This window comes from Stenotrophomonas sp. STEN018, assembly GCF_056760235.1.
The window spans coordinates 1-19813 of record NZ_JBRREK010000009.1 but is presented as its reverse complement, the minus strand read 5'-3'; the positions used below and the strand labels follow the sequence as shown (position 1 = coordinate 19813).

15 protein-coding genes and 1 pseudogene are annotated in these 19813 nt (G+C 64.5%); 4 read left to right on the top strand and 12 right to left on the bottom strand.

Annotated features, from left to right (window positions below):
* Genes ACVOMB_RS05310 through pilG form a run of 4 tightly spaced genes read right to left on the bottom strand, consistent with a single transcriptional unit; the run spans window position 1 to window position 3392 of the window.
* The gene (locus ACVOMB_RS05310) at window positions 1-2037 is read right to left on the bottom strand and encodes a methyl-accepting chemotaxis protein (RefSeq protein WP_481530222.1); all 2037 of its coding nucleotides are present in this window, start codon (window positions 2035-2037) and stop codon (window positions 1-3) included.
* Between the two features lie 41 nt (window positions 2038-2078).
* The gene (locus ACVOMB_RS05305; RefSeq protein WP_481530221.1) at window positions 2079-2609 is read right to left on the bottom strand and encodes a chemotaxis protein CheW; all 531 of its coding nucleotides are present in this window, start codon (window positions 2607-2609) and stop codon (window positions 2079-2081) included.
* On the bottom strand, window positions 2609-2971 hold the full coding sequence (locus ACVOMB_RS05300; protein ID WP_481530220.1) for a response regulator: 363 nt from the start codon (window positions 2969-2971) through the stop codon (window positions 2609-2611). Before ACVOMB_RS05300 ends, ACVOMB_RS05305 begins: the two co-directional genes overlap by 1 nt.
* A 19-nt stretch (window positions 2972-2990) precedes the next feature.
* Complete coding sequence (gene pilG, locus ACVOMB_RS05295) at window positions 2991-3392, bottom strand: twitching motility response regulator PilG (RefSeq protein WP_057628851.1); 402 nt, start codon at window positions 3390-3392, stop codon at window positions 2991-2993.
* A 240-nt stretch (window positions 3393-3632) separates the two neighbouring features.
* Between pilG and gshB the strand changes: the two genes are divergently transcribed.
* The gene (gene gshB, locus ACVOMB_RS05290) at window positions 3633-4580 is read left to right on the top strand and encodes a glutathione synthase (RefSeq protein WP_481530219.1); all 948 of its coding nucleotides are present in this window, start codon (window positions 3633-3635) and stop codon (window positions 4578-4580) included.
* Window positions 4580-5470 (top strand): energy transducer TonB, encoded by an 891-nt coding sequence (locus tag ACVOMB_RS05285; RefSeq protein ID WP_481530218.1) that lies wholly within the window; start codon window positions 4580-4582, stop codon window positions 5468-5470. The genes gshB and ACVOMB_RS05285 overlap by 1 nt, the downstream gene beginning before the upstream one ends.
* Before the next feature lie 123 nt (window positions 5471-5593).
* On the opposite strand, the gene tsaB is transcribed toward ACVOMB_RS05285, so the two are convergent.
* From tsaB to mrcB, 4 genes are all read right to left on the bottom strand, one after another.
* Entirely contained in the window at window positions 5594-6301 is a 708-nt protein-coding gene (tsaB, locus tag ACVOMB_RS05280) for a tRNA (adenosine(37)-N6)-threonylcarbamoyltransferase complex dimerization subunit type 1 TsaB (protein ID WP_481530217.1), read from the bottom strand.
* Window positions 6302-6310: 9 nt separating this feature from the next.
* Window positions 6311-8407 carry a DNA repair helicase YoaA gene (gene yoaA / locus ACVOMB_RS05275; RefSeq protein ID WP_481530216.1) on the bottom strand — a complete coding sequence of 699 codons (2097 nt, stop codon included), beginning with the start codon at window positions 8405-8407 and terminating at the stop codon, window positions 6311-6313.
* 139 nt (window positions 8408-8546) lie between these two features.
* Window positions 8547-9080, bottom strand: a complete 534-nt coding sequence (locus tag ACVOMB_RS05270; protein ID WP_481530215.1) for a tetratricopeptide repeat protein — start codon at window positions 9078-9080, stop codon at window positions 8547-8549.
* A gap of 8 nt (window positions 9081-9088) precedes the next feature.
* The gene (gene mrcB / locus ACVOMB_RS05265) at window positions 9089-11515 is read right to left on the bottom strand and encodes a penicillin-binding protein 1B (RefSeq protein ID WP_481530214.1); all 2427 of its coding nucleotides are present in this window, start codon (window positions 11513-11515) and stop codon (window positions 9089-9091) included.
* A gap of 96 nt (window positions 11516-11611) precedes the next feature.
* On the opposite strand from mrcB, the gene ACVOMB_RS05260 reads away from it, so the two are divergent.
* Window positions 11612-13714, top strand: coding sequence for a glycosyltransferase (locus tag ACVOMB_RS05260; protein WP_481530213.1), 2103 nt, complete (start codon window positions 11612-11614; stop codon window positions 13712-13714).
* 110 nt (window positions 13715-13824) lie between these two features.
* Here ACVOMB_RS05260 and glyA read toward each other — a convergent pair whose 3' ends face one another.
* The 4 genes and pseudogenes from glyA to ACVOMB_RS05240 form a co-directional block, all read right to left on the bottom strand.
* Window positions 13825-15090: a serine hydroxymethyltransferase gene (glyA, locus tag ACVOMB_RS05255; RefSeq protein ID WP_481530285.1), complete on the bottom strand. Its 1266-nt coding sequence runs from the start codon at window positions 15088-15090 to the stop codon at window positions 13825-13827.
* A gap of 129 nt (window positions 15091-15219) precedes the next feature.
* Window positions 15220-15843, bottom strand: a pseudogene (locus tag ACVOMB_RS05250) (glutamine amidotransferase); the annotation flags it as partial.
* Window positions 15840-16655 (bottom strand): YggS family pyridoxal phosphate-dependent enzyme, encoded by an 816-nt coding sequence (locus ACVOMB_RS05245; RefSeq protein ID WP_481530212.1) that lies wholly within the window; start codon window positions 16653-16655, stop codon window positions 15840-15842. The pseudogene ACVOMB_RS05250 and the gene ACVOMB_RS05245, both read right to left, overlap by 4 nt.
* A complete protein-coding gene (locus tag ACVOMB_RS05240) occupies window positions 16648-17892 on the bottom strand; it encodes a benzoate/H(+) symporter BenE family transporter (RefSeq protein ID WP_481530211.1) in 1245 nt (414 codons plus the stop codon). Before ACVOMB_RS05240 ends, ACVOMB_RS05245 begins: the two co-directional genes overlap by 8 nt.
* Window positions 17893-18023: 131 nt before the next feature.
* Between ACVOMB_RS05240 and pdxR the strand changes: the two genes are divergently transcribed.
* Window positions 18024-19484, top strand: a complete 1461-nt coding sequence (gene pdxR / locus ACVOMB_RS05235; protein WP_481530210.1) for a MocR-like pyridoxine biosynthesis transcription factor PdxR — start codon at window positions 18024-18026, stop codon at window positions 19482-19484.
* Window positions 19485-19813 lie beyond the last annotated feature (329 nt).

Here is a 19813-nt window from a genome sequence, read left to right as displayed (position 1 = left end):
TCAGGCCGGCAACTTGAAGTCGGCCACCGAACGGCGCAGCTCTGCCGCCAACTGGTTCAACTGCCCCAGCGAGTCGGCGGTCTGCCCGGCGCCCTGCGAGGTCTGGCCGGTAATCTGCCGGATCACGCCCATCGTCTGGGTGATGTCGGTAGCTGCCGAGGCCTGCTGGTTGGCGGCGATGGAGATGCTCTTAATCAAGTTGTTCAGTGCGTTGGACACGCGCTCGATTTCGGTCAGTGCGGTACCGGCGTCTTCGGCCAGACGCGCACCCGACACCACTTCGGCAGTGGTCTGTTCCATCGAGGTAACCGCTTCGTTGGTATCGGCCTGAATCGCCTGCACCAGACCTTCGATTCGACGGGTTGCGCCGGAGGTACGTTCTGCCAGGCGCTGCACTTCGTCGGCCACCACGGCGAAACCGCGACCGGCTTCACCGGCCGAAGCTGCCTGCACGGCGGCGTTCAATGCCAGGATGTTGGTCTGCTCGGAAATGTCGTTGATCAGTTCCACGATCGAGCCGATTTCCTGCGAGGACTCACCCAGGCGCTTGATGCGCTTGGAGGTTTCCTGGATCTGGTCACGGATCTGATCCATGCCCTGAATGGTCTGCCGCACCACGCCGGCACCTTCAGTCGCGATGACCACCGAGCGCTGTGCCACTTCGGCCGACTCGGTGGAGTTGCGCGAGACCTGCTCAATGGAGGTGGCGATTTCGCCGATACGGTCCGAGGCGCTGGTGATCTCGTCGGCCTGGTGGCCTGCGGCTTCGGCCAGCTGCATTGCGGTTGCCTGGGTTTCCTGTGCCGACACCGCCACCTTGGAGGAGATGTCGTTGATGGTGGTCACCAGGTGGCGCAGTTCGTCCACGGCGTAGTTGATAGCGTCGGCGATGGCACCGGTCATGTCCTCGGTCACCGAGGCCTTTACCGTCAGGTCACCTTCACCAAGCGAACTGATTTCGTCCAGCAGACGCATAATCGCCTGCTGGTTGCGGCTGTTGAATTCCACCTGGGTCTGGTAACGCACGTCCTGCTCACGCGAACGGGTACGCACCGTGCTCCACACGAAGCCAATGATCGACAGCACCGACAGGCCGCCGAAGATCACGCTCCACCAGAAGTTCGGGAAGATGCGGGTATCACGGGCCGAACCGAAAGCCGAGAACGCATCGAACAGCTTGCGGCTGCTCTCCAGCATCTTGTCCGAACCGGTCGCCAGTGCGGCCGCCGAAGACTGTGCAGCGAACAGATTGCGCGAGCTGGCCAGAATGGCGTCAGCATCCTTCTTCATCTTTGCCCACTGGCTGGCCGACTGTTCCAGCGCAACCTGTGCATTGGCATTACGCACGGCGGCAATGCCCATTTCTTCATTGCCGTTGCGCAGGCCTTCCAGCACCTGGGTGAACACCACCATGTCGCGTGCCAGCGCGTCGCCAGCGCCGCTTGCGCCAGCACCGCCAGCGCGGATTTCGGTTACGCGACGGGCCATGGTGCCCACCACCACCACCTGCTGCAGACCGTTGTAAACCTGCGAGGACTGGGCACCACCGGCGGTCATTGCCCGCACTACTTCGTTCAACTGTGCCTGCAGCTGCGGCACCGCGCCGACGAAGGCATCGGCATTACCGGCCAGGGCCAGCACCGCCGGCTCTGAGGCGACGATCTGTTCGGCGTTCTTGGACAGCGGCTTCCAGGTATCGACCAGTGCACTCAACGGACCGGACACGCCGGTCTCATTGCCGTAACGGCCCTGCAACTCGCTGACCGTACTTTCAACCTTGCTGCGCGTGTCCTTGAAGGCTGCGTAGCTTTCGCGGCTACCGGCCACGGCTTCACGGCCCTGGTTAGCCAGCTGCTGTGACAGCACCTGCAGATCGGCGGCGCCGGTACTGGCACCGGCCAGTCGACTGCCCTGCCAGGTGGCCACGCCGGTGTTGGCACCGAACACGACCATCGAGAGCACCAACAAGCCCAACCAGAAGTTGGTGCTTACGTTGCCAAGCTTGCCAGCCTTGGCGGCTTCAGGAGCAGTACTCATCGTTCGACCTCGGTCTCAATACGAAGAGGCAAGCGCGCCAATCAGGCGGCCGCTTGCCGGAATTCAGGAGTGCGGGAAAGCAGCGACAGCGAAAACACACCCCAGTCACGGCCTTCATCATGGAAGGCGCGCTCGACGAAGTGCGCATAACGGCCCTGGGCGATGTCACCGGCCGGCACCTGCATGGGTGCCTCGAAGCTGCGTTGGCCGTACAACTCGTCGATCACCAGTGCCACGTCGCCGCCGCTCTGGCGCATGATCAACACGCGCTGGCCTTCCTGTGGCGGCGTACGCTCACCTTCCAGGAAATTCTTCAGATCCACCACCGGGAACAGGTTGCCGCGCAGGTTGCCCACGCCCAGCAACCACGGCTGCGCGCCGGGAACCGGAGTGACCGGCGGCATGGGCACGACTTCCACAACTTCGCGGAAATCCGAGACCAGATGCCGGCTGCCAACGCGGTAACCCACGCCACGCCAGACATCCTGCGAAAAGCTGCGCTCTGGCAGCTGTACCGCGTGCGCCAGACTGCGGCGTTCGTAGGCTTCAAGGATGTCGAATGGAGAACGCATCAACCCACCAGTTTGTTGATCCGCGCGATCAGATCATCCTCGCGCGGCGGCTTGACGATGTAATCGCTGGCGCCTTGACGCATGCCCCAGGCCTTGTCGGTTTCCATGCCCTTGGTGCTGACGATCAGCACCGGAATAGCACGGGTGGCCTCGTCACGCGACAGCGCGCGGGTTGCCTGGAAACCACTCATGCCCGGCAACACCACGTCCATCAGCACCAGCTGTGGAGCCTGCTCCCGGGCAATCGTCAGGCCGTCCTCGGCGTTGTCAGCCGACAACACCTCGTGCCCAGCCTTGAGCAACCACTGTGTAAACACCGCCCTGTCGGTCGGTGAGTCCTCGATCAAAAGAATTCGAGCCATTTTGTGCCTTTCCCCCTGGTCAGGCGTTGACGTATGTGCGGATGGCACCTAGTAGTTCGTCGCGGGTAAATGGCTTGGTGAGGTATTGCTCGGAACCGACGATGCGGCCACGGGCTTTATCGAACAGGCCATCCTTGGACGACAGCATGATCACCGGCGTCGACTTGAAGAGCTGGTTGCCCTTGATCAGCGCACAGGTCTGATAGCCATCCAGGCGCGGCATCATGATGTCGACGAAGATGATCTGCGGTTGCTGGTCGGCGATTTTGGCCAACGCTTCGAAACCGTCAGTGGCGGTAACGACTTCGCAACCTTCCCGCTTGAGCAATGTTTCAGCCGTGCGCCTGATCGTCTTCGAATCATCGATGACCATCACCTTCAGCCCTGCGAGTTCCCCACCCGCAGCCATGTTTTCAACCATTTTTGATCCCCGAACGCGCGACCGATACCGAATGCGATATTGCCGCGAAAGCGCATCTATATCCCAGCCCAGCCGCGAACTGTCAAGCGATGCCCGCAGGACTTGGCCGATCCTCAAGGTAATGTGACCTGCATCTCAATAAAAGCGCAACGCCATTCAGCCTCAGCGTTCCGCTTTCCGCGCTGTGCGGCCCCGCCCTGAACGGCTAACATCCTCATCCAGATCTGCTGGATTCAAGTCATGCCTTTAGACGTCATCGTGGTGATGGACCCCATCGCCGACATCAAGATCGCCAAGGACACCACCTTTGCCATGCTGCTGGAGGCCCAGCGTCGTGGTCACCGGCTGCACTATGTGCGCCCAGGCGGGCTGTCGCTGCACGGCGGCCAGGCGCTGGCCGAAGTTGCGCCGTTGCAGGTGCGCGACGACAAGGCCGGCTGGTTCAGCTTGGGCGAGTTCGTACCGCTGGCATTCGGCCAGGGCCAGATCGTGCTGATGCGCAAGGACCCGCCATTCGATGGCGAGTACCTGTACGACACCCACATCCTCAGCGTCGCCCAGCAGGCCGGCGCCATCGTGGTCAACGACCCGCAGGGGCTGCGCGACTTCAACGAGAAGCTGGCCGCGCTGCTGTTCCCACAGTGCTGCCCGCCGACCCTGGTCAGCCGCAGCGCGCGCGAACTCAAGGCCTTCGTGCTTGAACACGGCCAAGCCGTGCTCAAGCCGCTGGACGGCATGGGCGGGCGCTCGATCTTCCGCAGCGGCACCGGCGACCCCAATCTCAACGTGATCCTGGAGACGCTGACCGACGGCGGCCAGCACCTGGCCTTGGCGCAGCGCTTCATTCCCGATATCAGCGCTGGCGACAAGCGCATCCTGCTTATCGACGGTGTACCGGTGGACTACTGCCTGGCACGAATCCCGCAGGGCGACGAGTTCCGTGGCAACCTCGCCGCTGGCGGCCGTGGCGAAGGCCGCCCACTGAGCGAGCGTGATCGTTGGATTGCGGCCCAGGTCGGCCCGGAAATGAAACGCCGCGGCATGCGGTTTGTCGGTCTGGACGTGATTGGCGACTATCTCACCGAGGTCAACGTCACCAGCCCCACCTGCGTGCGCGAGCTGGATGCACAGTTCGGCCTGAACATCGCCGGCCAGTTGTTTGATGCCATCGAGGCTGGCCTGGCCTGATGTATTCCCAGCCTGACGTCCTGCCCGCGGCACCGCGGGCCAGCGAACAGCAACGGCTGACCGCCACCTTGGTGCTGTCTACGCTGGTGCATGGTCTGCTGATACTCGGGGTGGGCTTTGCGGTCAGCGACAACGCGCCGCTGGTGCCCACTATGGACGTGATCTTCAGCCAGACCAGCACACCGCTTACGCCCAAACAGGCCGATTTCCTGGCCCAGGCTAACCAGCAGGGCGGCGGCGACCACGACAAGGCACAGCGCCCACGCGATGCCCAGGCCGGCATCGTGCCGCAGTTGCAGAACGGGCTTGCACCGGTGCCGCTGCAGGCACAAAGTGCCGCAGCACTGCCACCGCCGCAGGCGCGCATCATCACCAGCACCCAGGGCAAGGACCCGGTTGCGACCGCGCAGACCCAGCCCTTGCCGGATCGCCCCGACAGCAATGCACCGATGAACGCACGCGAGCAGCGTGATGCGGAAATGGCACGCCTGGCAGCCGAAGTGCATCTGCGTTCAGAGCAGTACGCCAAACGCCCCAACCGCAAGTTTGTCTCGGCCAGCACCCGGGAGTACGCCTATGCGAACTACCTGCGCGCCTGGGTCGATCGCGCCGAGCGCGTCGGCAACCTGAATTACCCCGACGAAGCGCGCCAGCGCCGGCTTGCCGGCCAAGTGGTGATCACCGTCGGCGTGCGCCGCGACGGCAGTGTGGAGAGCAGCCGCGTCCTGCGCAGCAGCGGCGTGCCGTTACTGGATGCCACCGCCCTGCGCGTGATCGAACAGGCACAGCCATTCCCGGCATTGCCCGAGACCAAAGACGACATCGACATCCTGCAGGTCACCCGCACCTGGATGTTCCTGCCCGGCGGGCAGTTGCACGACGATCGTTGAACCGGCTTTTTGTCGGCGCGGCGTAAGCCGCGAAGCTCGCACACTCCCAGATCGCGATCGGAGCTGTAGTTCAGACAACACCGGCTTGGCGGCTTACGCCGCTCCTACAAAACCCGTCAAGCTTCAGCGCTTGGAATCGCGCAGCGCTTGTTGCTCGATCAAGGTCAGCGCGACGTTGTCGCGCAGGTAGGCCGGCTGCACCAGCTCAGGGGCGATGGCTTCGCCGCGCAGCATTGCCGGTACGGCGATCTTCAGCACGTCGGCGGCGCGGGGCAGGGCCTGCGTATCCACGCTGTTCAGGCGTGACTGCAGCCGCGCGCTCAACACGCCCTCGCCCGCCGCGAAACCGGTACCCACACCGGCCCATACGCTGTCGTCGGCCGGCAATTGCACGGCATCCGGCGCAACCAGCAGCTCACGCTCCTGCAACTGCAGCTCGCCATCGGCATCACGCAGGTAGCGCGCCACATACAACTCACCCATGCGCGCATCGATGCACGCAAGTACGCGTGGTGCATCGGCCGGCGCACGCAGCGCCAAGGTCTGCAGGGTCGATACCGGCAGCAGGGGCCGATCCAGTGCCAAGGCAATGCCCTGCGCGATCGCAATTGCCAAACGCACGCCGGTGAACGCACCCGGCCCACGGCTCAGCGCGATGGCGTCCAGCTGGTTGCGGGCAATACCGGCTTCAGCCAGCAGCTGCTCGGCCCACGGCAGGCTCAGCTCGGCATGTCGGCGCGGCGCTACTTCAAACCGTTCCAATACCTGCCCATCCACATACAGGGCGACGGAACAGGCTTCGGTGGCGGTTTCAAAGGCAAGCAGCTTCATGGCATCACATCAGGAAAGGGAGAACGGCGGCGCTTCGGAGCCTGCGTCGACCGAGGGCGTCGCGCTGGCGGAATCCGCCTCCGGCGCCCATTGTCGCGCAAAGAACGCCTGCACATCGGCCAGCGCGCGGGTACGGCGGAATGGCGGCAGTGAATCCAGGAAGATCCGGCCGTAGCCGCGCGAGAGCAGGCGTGGGTCGCACAGCACCAGCACGCCGCGATCGGTCTCGCTGCGGATCAGCCGGCCCACGCCCTGCTTGAGCGCGATCACCGCCTGCGGCAGCTGCTCATCGCGGAACGGATTGCCGCCCTGACGGCGGATCGCATCCAGCCGCGCTTCGAACACCGGATCATCAGGAGCAGCGAACGGCAGCTTGTCGATCACCACCACGCTCAGCGCATCGCCGACCACATCCACGCCTTCACGGAAGCTGGCCGCGCCCAGCAGCACGCCATTGCCCGACTCGCGAAAGCGCTGCAGCAGGCTGGCGCGTGGCGCCTCGCCCTGCACGAACAGCGGCCACGGGCCATCACGCAACGCATCGGCGGCCTCACGCAGCGCCCGATGCGAAGCGAACAACAGGAATGCCCTGCCCTGCGAGGCCTCCAGCACCGGCCGCAGGGTTGCAATCAAGGCCGCGCCATAGCCGCGCGCCGCCGGATCCGGCAGCTGCTGCGGCAGATAGCACAGCGCCTGCTGCTGCCAATCGAAGGGACTGGGCTGGACCAGGGTATCCGGGTCATCCAGACCCAAACGCTTGGACAGGTGCTCAAAGCCACCATCGACGGTCAAGGTGGCCGAGGTGAACACCCATGCCGCCATCGAGCGCAGGCGGTGCTCACGCAACGGGCCGGATACATCCATCGGTGTGCGCTGGCAGCGGAAACCGCGCGGCGTCAGCTCGTACCACAGCACATCGTTGCCATCATCGACGGGGAACAGTGAATCGCTGGACGCCGGCGCGGCACCATCTTCCGCGGCGACCGCAATCTCATCGATATCCCATTCGTCGACCGCGCCACGGTCGCCATCATCCAACCAGCGCGACAGCCGCGACACACCTTCCAGCGCGCGTGCATGGCAGGCATCCAGTCCGGGCGAGGCTTCGCGCACAACGCTCAATGCGTCGCGCAGCTGCGCCATCGCCGCAGCGACCGCATCAAAGCCTTCGGCCACCGCTGGCACTGCCAAGGCGCGCCAGCGGGTGCCGCGCTGCGGCAGTTTTTCCATCGCCTCGCGCAGCTCGCGCAAGGCCAGCTCAAGCGTCGCCACCGGCTGCTGCAGGGTGGCTTGCGCGCCAGCGACGCTGCGGCACTCTGCAAGGCAATCACGCGCCAATTCCTGCCACGGACGCATGCCGAAGCCTTCACCAAAGAAGTTGGCCGCAAGCTCGGGCAGCTGGTGCGCCTCGTCGATGACGAAGGCCTGCGCGCCGGGCAGGATTTCGCCGAAGCCTTCCTGCTTCAGCGCCAGATCGGCGAGCAGCAGATGGTGATTGACCACCACCAGATCCGCTTCCTGCGCCCGCTGCCGCGCCTGCACCACGAAACAATCGCTCCAGAACGGGCAATCAGTCCCCAGGCAGTTGTCTACCGTCGAGGTGACCATCGGCAGCAACGGTGAGTCATCGGCCAAGCCGTCCAACTCGGCCATATCGCCATACTGGGTGCGACCAGACCAGGTAAGGATGCGCTGGAACTGCGCCACCTGCTCGGTCGAAGTAAAACGTGGCTCGCCGCGCGCCTGATCCAAGCGATAGCGGCACAGATAATTCGCCCGCCCCTTCAACAAGGCAGCGCGATGACCGACGCCCAGTGCGGCACGCACGCGTGGCAGATCGCGATGATAGAGCTGGTCCTGCAGCGCGCGGGTGCCGGTGGAGACAATGGTCTTCAAACCAGATAGCAGCGCCGGCACCAGATAGGCGTAGGTCTTGCCGGTGCCGGTACCGGCTTCGGCCAGCAACACGTCGCGCTGCTGGAAGGTTTCAGCGATGGCCCCGGTCAAACGCAGCTGCGCGGGACGCGGCACGAAGGCATCAAGCTGACGCGCAAGCGCGCCACCTTCACTGAGTGCTTCGCAGCTGGCGGTGACTAGGGAGGACATGGCTCAAGCGCCGGGAATGATGAATCGCGAATGGGGAATGGAGGCCGACCTCAATCGGAACGCTGATCGCACCATGACAATGACGGAGTGCAGCCTCGCCCAACGATCAGGCTCTTCCATTCCCTGTTCCCGGCACAAATCAAAAACGCTTGATCCCCGGCACGGTGCAGCCTTCGATCTGCGCATGCGCGGAGACGGCATTCTCTTTTTCGGCGCGGGCCAGTCGCGATTGTTCGATGGTGGCCCAGTGGCGACGGCACAGCGGACCAGTGCGCGAACCCAGATCCACGGCTTTTTTGGCCAAGGTCTCGGCACGCGGCCAGTCAGCCTGCAGCAGAGCGATTTCGGCGCGTTCCTGCAGGATGCCCGGGTCATCGGTCACCTGCAGCAGGGCTTCGTTCAAGGCTTCGGCGGCACCGGCCAGGTCACCGGCCTTGCGCTTGGCGATGGCGGTCTGGCGCAGGTCGTCCACCTGCGCATCGCGCAGTGGCTGCACTGACAGTTCGGTGTCGTCGACACCGGCGATGGCATCCACCGCCGCCAAACGCTGTGCCGGCGTGGTGTTGTCGACTACCGCCGGCTTTGCTGCCGGTGGTGCGCTGACACAGCCTGCAAGTGAAAGAGAAACTGCAGCAGCAAGCAGCGCGTAGCGAATCAAAGACTTGGTATTCATGGGCGGGATTATCGCGCAGGCGTCTGCGCAGCGGGGGCCGCAGCTGGTTCAGCTTCCTTGCGATCCAGGCCCAGCCAACCACGCCAGCCGCCGCCGGACTGCTCCTGGGCACCCTCTGCACCTTCCTGCAGCGACACTTCGGCGGGCACTGCACAGGGCACGTACTGCGGCGCATAGCCAACCACGAACGGGAAGCGACGTGCGCCCGGGCAGGATTCGTCGGTGGCATTGCTGCCTGCCGCTTCCACGTACTGCCAGTCCAAGCCCTTGTTGTTCACCTGCAGGGCCTTGCTGGGCAGGTTGCGGAAGATACCCGACCACACCCGCATCGCGCCGGAAGCACCAAACAAACCGGTCTGCTCGTTCTGGTCGTTGCCCATCCAGATCACCGCCAGATGATCGCCGGTATAACCGGCATACCAGCTGTCACGACCGTCGTTGGAGGTACCGGTCTTGCCAGCGGCCTGCAGCCGCGACAGGCCATCGGCGTTCAAACCGGAGGCAGTACCGCTGGAGACCACTTGTTGCAGGCCGACGCTGATCAGGTTGGCGGCGATCGAGTCGCCCTCCTGTGCCGGCGCCGGGCTCTTGTCATAGCGCTTGAGCAGCTTGCCCTGCGCATCGACCACGCCACGCACCGCATGCAACGGCTGGATTTCACCGCCGGAGGCAAGGAATTGGTACAGCTGGGTCATGCCATAGGGGCTCTGGTCGGTGGAACCGAGTATCACCGCCGGATTGGACTCGGCCTTGAGACCGGCCAACACATTCATCAGCTGGGTCAGCCGTTCCGGACCGACCTGCATGCCAACGCGGACGGTGGCCTGGTTGTAAGAGCGCGCCAGGGCATCGATCAAACGCACCGTGCCGTGACTGCGGTTGTCGGCATTGCCCGGCGTCCAGTTGCGGCCGCGGCTGAGCTTGACGGTTACCGGTGAGTCATCGACCCAGCTGGCCAGCGAGTAGCGATCCGGCTGCGCCAATGCCAACAGGTAAACAAAGGGCTTGAGCAGCGAACCCACCTGCCGCTGCGCGTCGATGGCGCGGTTGAAACCGGGTTCGGACACATCACGGCTGCCGACCACCGCCAGCACATCACCGTTGTGCACATCGGTCACCACCAGACCGGTCTGCAGCTCCGGGCGACGCTTGTTTTCCAGCGCCTTGATGGTGTGTGCCACCGCGCCCTCGGCATAGGCCTGGGCCGACGGCGACATGCCGGTGAACACATTCAAGCCGGCGCCTTGCAACACGCTTTCCGGGTAATCGTTGCCCAGCTGACGACGCACCAGGTCCACATAGGCCGGGAAGCGGTTGGCGGCGGCGATACCCGCCGTCTTGGACACGCCCAGCGGTGCCTTGAGGGCACGCTGATACTCGGCGTCGTCAATCAGTTTGTTTTCGTGCAGCTTGCCCAGCACGAAGTTGCGGCGGTCCAGCGCGTTCTCGGGGTTGCGCCGTGGGTCGTAGAACGACGGGCCTTTGACCAGACCGATCAACAACGCGATCTGCTCGCTGCTCAGCGAATTGAGGTCACGGCCAAACCAGAACTCGGCACCGGACGACACCCCGTGGATGGCCTGCTTGCCGCGCTGACCCAGGTAAACCTGGTTGAGGTAGGCCTCAAGGATGGTGGACTTGTCGTAGCGCGCCTCCATGATCAGCGCGTACAACACCTCGTTGAATTTGCGGGTGATGGTCTGTTCCTTGCCGATGCCGAGCAGGCCGCTGCGGGCCAGCTGCTGGGTCAAGGTGCTGGCGCCCTGCTTGGTCTCACCGCCAGTACGAATGGTTACCCATACGGCGCGCGCGATACCGCTCAGGTCGATGCCGTGATGACGGGCAAAGTCCTTGTCTTCCACTGCCTGCAGGCCGGTGACCAGCAGCTCGGGAACTTCGCCCACCCGCACCAGCCGGCGCTCTTCCTGCTTCTGCCCGTACAAGGTAGCGATACGTGCCGGGTCCAGCCGCGCGGCCTTCAGCGCCTTGCGGCTGTCTGCATCGCGCAATGAAGCCACCTGCCCGCCGGAAACCACCACATCAAGCTTGCGCGCCGCGACATTGCCATCAACGTCGACATAGCCGCGGCTGGAAATACTGAAGCTGCCGCCCTGTGCCTTGTAGGTGCCGGGACTGCTGCCAGCGCCGTCATCACGGTAGCCGGAGGCCGCCAGCTCGGTCTTCAGCGTATTGGCGTTCATCGCCGTGCCCGGACTGAGCACCAACGGCCGCGCATAGACGCGGGTCGGTATCTGCCAACGCAGCTCACCAAAACGCTGGCTGACCTGACTGTTCAGGTACAACGTATAGGGGATCATGAAGCCCAGCCCCAATGCGGCTGCGGCCAATCCCCAGGTGATCAAGCGGCTCCGCCACACAGGGCTGTTGCCGTCGGTATCGTCGTCGAACTGGTCGGAATCGTGGCGTCGTGGCACAGGGATGCGAGAATGTGGTTTGTAATGAGTCTAACGCAGCCGCATCCCCGGGGGCGTTGACTGTCAGTCCCCTGCTTAAGCTGGAGTTCCAAAGGAATGTCGATTTCGCTGGCCGATGCGCGCTACGCCGTCAATCGCATCATCGGCTTGGTCCGCCGGGGCCTGGCCAGCCTGCGCACCCGCGGCTGGCGGGCAACCCTGCACCGGGTTGGCGTGCATACCCGCCGCCAACCGCCCGCTCAGCGTGAACCGCTGTACTTCCCTGCCAGCGCCCCGTTTGCGCCGTTCAGTGTGCCCAGCAGCGAGCGTCCAACGGCCAGCATCGTCATTCCGGTCTACAACCATTGCGCACATACGCTGGCCTGCCTGCGCGCCCTGGCCGAGCATCCGCCCGCCGCCAGCTGCGAGATCCTGGTGGTCGATGACGGCAGCAGCGACAGCACCCGCGCCTGGATGCAGCAGATCGACGGACTGCGTTACCACCTGCGGGCGCACAACGGTGGCTTCATCGCCGCCTGCAACGATGGCCTGCGACTCAGCCGCGGCGACTATGTGGTGCTGCTGAACAACGACACCATTCCCCAGCCCGGCTGGCTGGACGCACTGCTGGAGACCTTCGCCAGCGTGCCCGAAGCCGGCCTGGTCGGGGCCCAGCTGCTGTATCCGGATGGTCGCCTGCAGGAGTCCGGCGGCGTGGTCTTCGCCGATGGCAGTTGCTGGAGCTACGGCCGCTTTGAATCGGCCGAAGATCCCCGCTACAGCGCGCTACGCGATGCCGACTATTGTTCCGGCGCAGTGTTGGCAATACCGCGACTATTGTTTGAAGAACTGGGTGGACTGGACAGTTTGTATGCACCGGCCTACTACGAAGACACCGACCTGGCCTTCAAGGTGCGCGCCGCTGGACGCCGCGTGCTGGTGCAGCCCGCCAGCCGCGTCGTACACGACGAGGGCACCAGCAATGGCACCGACACCAGCACGGGAGTCAAGGCCTACCAGGTCCGCAATCAAGCGGTGTTCGCCAAGGTCTGGCAGGACGCACTTGCCGCGCAGCCGGCAGCAGGCAGCGTACCGTCACCTGCCCTGCTGCATCGCCGCCAGCGCCAGATCCTGATCATCGATGAGTGCCTGCCACAGCCCGACCGCGACTCGGCCTCGCTGCGCCAGTTCAACCTGATCCGCATGCTGCTGGCAGAAGGCGCGCATGTGGTATTCCTGCCCACCCGCGGCGAACCCGCCAGCCCGGCCAGCGAAGCCCTGCAGGCCATGGGCGTGGAAGTCTGGCATGCGCCCTTCCTCGACCGCGTCGGCAGCTGGCTGCGCGACAACGGCAAGCGCTTCGCCGTGGTCATGTTGGTCCGCTACCACGTTGCCAATGAGTGCCTGCCCTTGCTGAAGCAGTTTGCTCCGCAGGCCCGCACCGTTTTCGACACCGTTGACCTGCACTACCTGCGCGAGCGCCGTGGCGCCGAGCTGGCCCGCGACCAGCGCCTGCTGCGCAGCGCCGAACGCACCCGCGCCAGCGAGCTGGCGGTGATGGCGGCCACCGATGTGACCCTGCTGGTCAGCGCCGCCGAAAAAGAACAGCTGGCAACCGATGCACCACAGGTGCGGGTGGAACTGATTTCCAACCTGCATGAAGTCGCAGGCGCCGGCGAAGGCTGGGCACAGCGGCACGACCTGGTCTTCGTCGGCGGTTTCCGCCATCCACCAAATCTGGATGCGATGACCTGGTTCATCGGCGAAGTGTTCCCGCTGATCCATGCACAGCGTCCAGAGATCCAATTCCACTGCATCGGTGCCGATGTGCCAGACAGCATCCATGCGCTGGCCGCCGCCAGCCCCGGCGTGCAGGTACACGGTTATATACCGGATGTAGTGCCGTTCATGACCGGCATGCGCGTTGCGGTAGCACCGCTGCGCTTCGGTGCCGGGGTCAAGGGCAAGGTCAACCTGAGCATGGCCCATGGCCAGCCGGTGGTAGCCACCACCTGCGGCGTGGAGGGCATGCATCTGCATGATGGCCAGGATGTACTGGTCGCTGACGGCAGCCAGACGTTTGCCGCAGCGATACTGCGCCTGTATGACGATGCCGCGCTATGGCAGCGCCTGTCGGACAACGGCCTGGCCAATATCGCCAGGCACTTTTCGATGGATGCTGCGCGCCTGGCCATGCAGCGGGTGTTCTTCAATCCGTAACTCGTTGCATGGTGATCTGCGCCAGACGCCAGCGCGCGCAAAAACTGCGCGCGCCCTTATCATGCAGTTCAGCCGCTCGGCACTCGTCGGCGCGTGCAGCAACCGCGGCTTCAGCGATACACCGGATAGCGCCGACACAGCGCCGACACCTGCTCCTGCACCTCGTCGGTCACTTCATCAAGCCTGCCCGCTTCCAAGCCGTCGAGCACATCGGCAAGCAGACCGGCCAGCTGTTCGCATTCGCCGATGCCAAAGCCGCGCGTGGTCACCGCAGGCGTGCCGATGCGCACACCGGATGTCACGAACGGCGAACGCGGGTCGTTGGGCACCGAATTCTTGTTGGTGGTTATCCAGGCGCGGGCCAACGCGGCATCCGCCTCCTTGCCGGTGAACGGCTTGCTGGACAGGTCGATCAGCATCAGGTGGTTGTCGGTGCCGCCGGAGACGATCCGGTAGCCGCGTTGCTGCAACACCGCCGCCATCGCCCGCGCATTGCCGATTACCTGCCGCTGATAGGTCTTGAACTCTGGCTGCAGCGCCTCCTTGAAGGCAATCGCCTTGGCCGCGATCACATGCATCAGCGGTCCGCCCTGGATGCCGGGGAACACCGCGGAATCCAGGCGTTTATTGAACTCCGCATCCTGCCCCTTGCTCAGGATGATGCCGCCACGCGGCCCGCGCAGAGTCTTGTGAGTAGTGCTGGTCACCACATGCGCGTGCGGCAACGGATCCGGGTATTCGCCGGCCGCCACCAACCCGGCCACGTGCGCCATGTCCACCCAGAAGATCGCCCCGACCTTGTCAGCGATTGCGCGCATGCGGGCCCAGTCCTTGTGCCGCGAGTACGCCGAGAAGCCGCCGATCAGCAGCGTCGGCCGGCGCTCCATCGCAATGCGCTCCATCTCGTCGTAATCGATCAGGCCGGTCTGCGGATCAAGCCCGTACGGCACGATCCGGTAGTGGCGGCCGGAAAAGTTGGATGGATTGCCGTGGGTCAGATGTCCGCCCTGCGCCAGGTTCATGCCCATCACCGTGTCGCCCGGACTGGCCAAGGCCAAAAACACCGCGGCGTTGGCCTGCGCACCGGCGTGCGGCTGCACATTGGCGTAGTCGCAATTGAACAGCTGCTTGACCCGCTCGATGGCCAGGCGCTCAGCCACATCCACGTTCTCGCAGCCGCTGTAATAGCGCTTGCCAGGGTAGCCCTCGGCGTACTTGTTGGTGAACACTGAATTCTGGATTGCCATCACCAGCGGACTGGCGTAGTTCTCCGAGGCGATCAGTTCGACGTGATCATGCTGGCGCTGCTGTTCGGCCTGCAGCGCTGAAGCCAGCGCGGGATCGAAATCGGCAAGATCGACTGACGTGTCATACATGGTGGCGGTTCCTGTGCTTGAGTTGTTCGATGAGACGGCCGACGTCGTTGCTGCGTTGGCATGACGCGGCAGCGCGTCCAGCCATGCACCGAACACCGCGCGTGCCGCCTGCGGCAATGTCGAGGCCGCAGCGTTCGCCTGCCTGCGCAATGCGCCCGGGTCGATCCCGGCCTGGGCAAGCTCGCAGGCATGACCAACCAGCCATTGCCCGACCTGCTGCGGTTGCGCTTCCAGATGACATTGCAGTGCAAGCACATGGTGTCCAACACTGAAGGCTTGGTTTGCGCACAGAGACGTTCCCGCCAAGCGACTGGCCACTTCGGGGATCTCGAAGCGATCGCCGTGCCAATGCAGCACTGGCACCTGTTCCAACGCGGCCAGCGGCGATGCCCGGCCGTGTGCAGTCAATGTCAGTGGCGCGAAACCAATTTCCTTCACTCCCATGCTGGCCACGCCCGCACCCAGCGCGCGGGCGATCAACTGCGCCCCCAGGCAGATACCCAACAACGGCAGCTCTCCCAGCAACTGCCGTTCAATCAACGCGAGCACATCAAGCAGGAAGGGGTGCTCGTGCTCATCAAAGGCACCGATCGGTCCACCCAACACTACGAGCAGATCGGCAGCCCCTGCATTGCGCAGATCATCGCTGGCCGCTTCCAGGTAGCGCACGGTGTAACCGCGCGCCTGCAACAGCGGCCCCAAAGTGCCCAGGTCCTCAAAGTGCAGGTGCCGAATGGCGATGGCGGTTTTCATCGCGCTGACTCCGTTGTATCGCTGTCAGTCGGCCAGTAATGGCTGTCCGGTAGCGGCCGCGCACCAAATATCGCCTGACCAACGCGCACCACCGTGGCTCCCTCTTCGATCGCTATCTCAAAATCGCCGGACATGCCCATCGACAGTTCGTCCAGCGCGACGTCGGCTGGCCCTTCCTGCCGCAGACGATCGCGCAGTTCACGCAACTGCACGAAGCAACGGCGCACGCGTTCGGCCTCCGCCGAGAACACCGCCAATGTCATAAGGCCACGCACGCGTAACGCTGGATAGGCGCTCAGCGCCCGCAGATACGCGGCCACGGCATCCGGCGCCAGCCCGTACTTGCTGGCCTCGCCCGAGGTATTGACCTGCACATAGACATCCAGCGAACGACCTTCAACCTGCAGTCGACGCTCAAGTGCTTCGGCCAGGCGCAGGCTGTCCAACGCCTGGAACTCGCTGGCGAAGCGCGCCACGAGTTTTGCCTTGTTGGTCTGCAGATGGCCGATGATCGACCAGTGCAGGTCGCTCAGGTCCTGCATGGCCTGCCATTTGCCTGCAGCCTCCTGCACCTTGTTTTCGCCCAGCACGCGGCAGCCGGCGGCATGGGCCAGGCGCAGGCTGGCTTCGGGTTTGGTCTTGCTGACCGGCAGCAGACGCACCTGCGCAGGATCGCGACCAACGCGCAGGCAAGCGGCATCCATGCGCGTCCGCACCACGGCCAGGTTGTGGCGAAAATCATCCACCGTCGCCGCCTGCGGATAGCGCCCGTGCTGCGCGTGCTGGGTCTGGGTTGATGATGAATCAACCATGGGCCTGCCCCTGTTTGTTGGCGTTGGCGTGCGCTGGCTGGCTTCGTGGCGACCAGCGCCCATGCAACAGGGCATGCGCCAACAAACCGATAAGCAGACCCCAGAACGCGCCACCAATGCCGAGCAAGCTGATGTTGGCGGCCGCCGCTAGGAAAGTGATCAGTGCCGCTTCGCGTGTACGCGGATCGGCCAGCGCCGTGGCCAGGCTGCCGCCTATCGTACCCAGCAACGCCAACCCGGCCAGGGTGGCGATGAAGGTGGCTGGAAACGCCATGAACACCGCGGCCAAGGTCACCCCGAACACGCCGACCAGGATGTAGCACAGGCCTGCAGCAACCCCGGCAATCCAACGCCGCGAAGGGTCTTCATGCGCTTCGCGGCCGGTAGCGATTGCCGCGGTGATCGCGGCGATATTGAAAGCATGCGAACCGAACGGCGCCATCAGCAGGGAACCCAGTCCGGTGACCGCCACGATTGGATTGGCACTGGTGTTGAAGCCGTCGTTGCGCAGCACCAGCATGCCAGACATGTACTGCCCGGTCAGGGTGATCAGAAACAACGGTAGCGCCACACTGAGCAAGGCATTGAGCGAGAACGCGGGCATCGTAAAGACCGGCTTGGCAAGCTGCAGCGACACTGCGGACAGATCCAGTCGACCCTGCGCCCACAAGAACGCCAGCCCCAACAGCAGAATGCCGACGATGGCATAACGGGCGGTGAAGCGCTTCAGCAACAGGTAGGCCACGATCAACAGGCCCGCGAGCAGCGGGTCAACAGCAAGGCCCGCAAACGCGCGGCTGCCGAACTGCAGCAGAATGCCGGCCAACAGGCCGGCGGCCACACCCACCGGTATCAGCCGAATCAGACGATCGAACCATCCCGACAGGCCCAACACCACGAAGGCAGCAGCGGAGATCAGGTAAGCACCTATGGCTTCGTTGTATGGCGTTGTTGCCAGCGCCGTCACCAGGAAAGCAGCGGCAGGCGTGGACCACGCGGTGATGATCGGCGCGCGGTTGTACCAGCTCAGCAGCAAGCCGCTGATACCCACGCCAATCGACAGCGACCACACCCAGGACGCCGTCAGCTCGGGGCTGAGCCCGGCCACCTTGGCCGCCTGGAACACCAGGATGAAGGTGCCGCCATAGTTGACGATGACCGAGACCAGCCCGGCAACGATGGGGTGGATCAGATCGGCCGGGCGCGTGGCCCGGGAGGAGTAGGCTGCAGACGGCATGGCGAAGTTCGAACTCCTGGTAGCGGGCGGCTCGTCGGGTCCGTTTTTATAGCCTTAGAATGGCCTGATAGACCCTGCCACTTTCAACACTGAGTCCAGACCAATTGTTCAAGCACGCGCAACTTGAATCGGTGAAGGCCTGGGTCGTCGACCCGGCGCAACGGAGCCTGCCACTGCATGTCCGTATCCAGCGTGCGGTACGCCAGCTGATTCTCGACGGCGCGCTGGATGCGAGCAAGGCGCTACCAGCCTCACGCGCGTTGGCTGCCTCGTTGGGCGTATCACGCGACACGGTGGAGGCGGCCTACCGCCAGTTGCATGCCGAAGGTTTCATCGAGCGCCGGGTTGGCAGCGGCAGTTTCGTCGCGGAGGGCGCACGCCGCCTGGGTGGGCGCGGCACCACACGACGCGCCAGCATGGCGGCGCAGCCGCTGCGCTTGAGCCAACGCGGCGCAACCATGTATCGCAATGGCGGTGTGCGCGATTTCCTGGCGCCTCGAGCGTTCGTCCCAGGTGTACCGGAAACCCGTAATTTCCCGTTGGCCACCTGGGAACGCCTGCAACGTCAAGTGTTGAAGGAATGGGGTAGCGCTGCCCTGTTGCACAGCCCTCCACAAGGCATGGCGCCGCTGCGCAAGGCAATCGCCGACTACGTCAACCTGGAGCGCGGCGCCCACGCCAGCCCGGAGCGGGTGCTGGTAGTGACCAGCTCGCAGCAGGCGCTGACCCTGTGTGCCACTGTGCTGCTCGATCCCGGTGAGCGCATCTTCATCGAAGACCCTGCCTATCACGGCGCGCGCAAGGCATTTGATGCTGCTGGCCTGGACTGCATGCCGGTACCGGTGGATGCCGACGGCATGAGGATGGATCTGCTGAGCGCCGCACGACAACCCGCACGCGCGGTATTCCTTACACCCTCGCACCAGTTCCCCAGCGGTGCGACCCTGGCGTTGGAACGGCGACTGGAAATCATCGACTGGGCCCGGCAACGGCAGGCATGGATCATCGAAGACGACTACGACAGTGAGTTCCACTACGCCGGCACGCCGATGGCCTGTGTGCAGGGATTGGATGCGCACCAGCGCACGATTTACATCGGCACCTTCACCAAGTCGCTGTTTCCCGGCCTGCGCATCGGCTTCATGGTGTTGCCGGCAGAGCTGGTCGCGCCGATGACCATCGCCCGCACGCTGCTGGATGGGCATAGCGCACCGATCCCGCAGCTGACACTGGCGCGTTTCATGGACGGGGGGCATTTCGGTGCGCATGTGCGTGCCATGCGTGCGATCTATTGCGAGCGCCGTGATGTGCTGGCGCAGTTGGTGCGCAGACATCTCAAGGACTTCGTCGAAGCGCGCGTACCCGATGGCGGCATGCAGATGCCCTGCGTCTTCATCCGTAACATCCCTGAGCAGCAAGCCATCGACGCAGCGCGCCGGGCCGGAGTCGATCTTCTTGGGCTCAGTGGCCTGCATGCCTGCAGCGAACAAGCGACCGCCGGCTTCCTGATGGGATTCGCCGCCCACACGCCTGCCGAACTTGAGGTGGCGGTTAAGAAGCTGGCACAGGTGCTGCGCGCATTGGCAAGCTGAAGGCCTCAAACCGGACCATCGAACACGCCGCAGCATGGCTGTTTGGTAGAGCACGGCCGTGCTGCGCCGGTGCCACGCCAGAAAAGCCGCTGCCGAGCGGGGCCCGGCTCTACAGGTGACCATGCCAGTTCGCGGGGCAAGCGTAGTGGCGCGGCCATGTCGGCCGGGGGGGATACACCCCCCCGCCCCCCCCCCCCCCCCCCCCCCCCCCCCCCGGGCCGCGCCCCGCCCCCCCCCCCCCCCCCCCCCCCCGGGCCCCCCCCCCCCCCCCCCCCCCCCCCCCCGGCCCCCCCCTCTACCGGGTTCATGCAGACGGCCAACTTCGCCGG

What these genes read in the sequence shown, in the direction of transcription:
- ACVOMB_RS05240 (WP_481530211.1), bottom strand. Translation starts at nt 17,892, where the DNA reads ATGCCGTCTGCAGCCTACTCCTCCCGGGCCACGCGCCCGGCCGATCTG.
- ACVOMB_RS05245 (WP_481530212.1), bottom strand. Translation starts at nt 16,655, where the DNA reads ATGGTTGATTCATCATCAACCCAGACCCAGCACGCGCAGCACGGGCGC.
- tsaB (WP_481530217.1), bottom strand. Translation starts at nt 6,301, where the DNA reads ATGAAGCTGCTTGCCTTTGAAACCGCCACCGAAGCCTGTTCCGTCGCC.
- ACVOMB_RS05310 (WP_481530222.1), bottom strand. Translation starts at nt 2,037, where the DNA reads ATGAGTACTGCTCCTGAAGCCGCCAAGGCTGGCAAGCTTGGCAACGTA.
- ACVOMB_RS05300 (WP_481530220.1), bottom strand. Translation starts at nt 2,971, where the DNA reads ATGGCTCGAATTCTTTTGATCGAGGACTCACCGACCGACAGGGCGGTG.
- yoaA (WP_481530216.1), bottom strand. Translation starts at nt 8,407, where the DNA reads ATGTCCTCCCTAGTCACCGCCAGCTGCGAAGCACTCAGTGAAGGTGGC.
- ACVOMB_RS05260 (WP_481530213.1), top strand. Translation starts at nt 11,612, where the DNA reads ATGTCGATTTCGCTGGCCGATGCGCGCTACGCCGTCAATCGCATCATC.
- pilG (WP_057628851.1), bottom strand. Translation starts at nt 3,392, where the DNA reads ATGGTTGAAAACATGGCTGCGGGTGGGGAACTCGCAGGGCTGAAGGTG.
- gshB (WP_481530219.1), top strand. Translation starts at nt 3,633, where the DNA reads ATGCCTTTAGACGTCATCGTGGTGATGGACCCCATCGCCGACATCAAG.
- ACVOMB_RS05270 (WP_481530215.1), bottom strand. Translation starts at nt 9,080, where the DNA reads ATGAATACCAAGTCTTTGATTCGCTACGCGCTGCTTGCTGCTGCAGTT.
- ACVOMB_RS05285 (WP_481530218.1), top strand. Translation starts at nt 4,580, where the DNA reads ATGTATTCCCAGCCTGACGTCCTGCCCGCGGCACCGCGGGCCAGCGAA.
- ACVOMB_RS05305 (WP_481530221.1), bottom strand. Translation starts at nt 2,609, where the DNA reads ATGCGTTCTCCATTCGACATCCTTGAAGCCTACGAACGCCGCAGTCTG.
- glyA (WP_481530285.1), bottom strand. Translation starts at nt 15,090, where the DNA reads ATGTATGACACGTCAGTCGATCTTGCCGATTTCGATCCCGCGCTGGCT.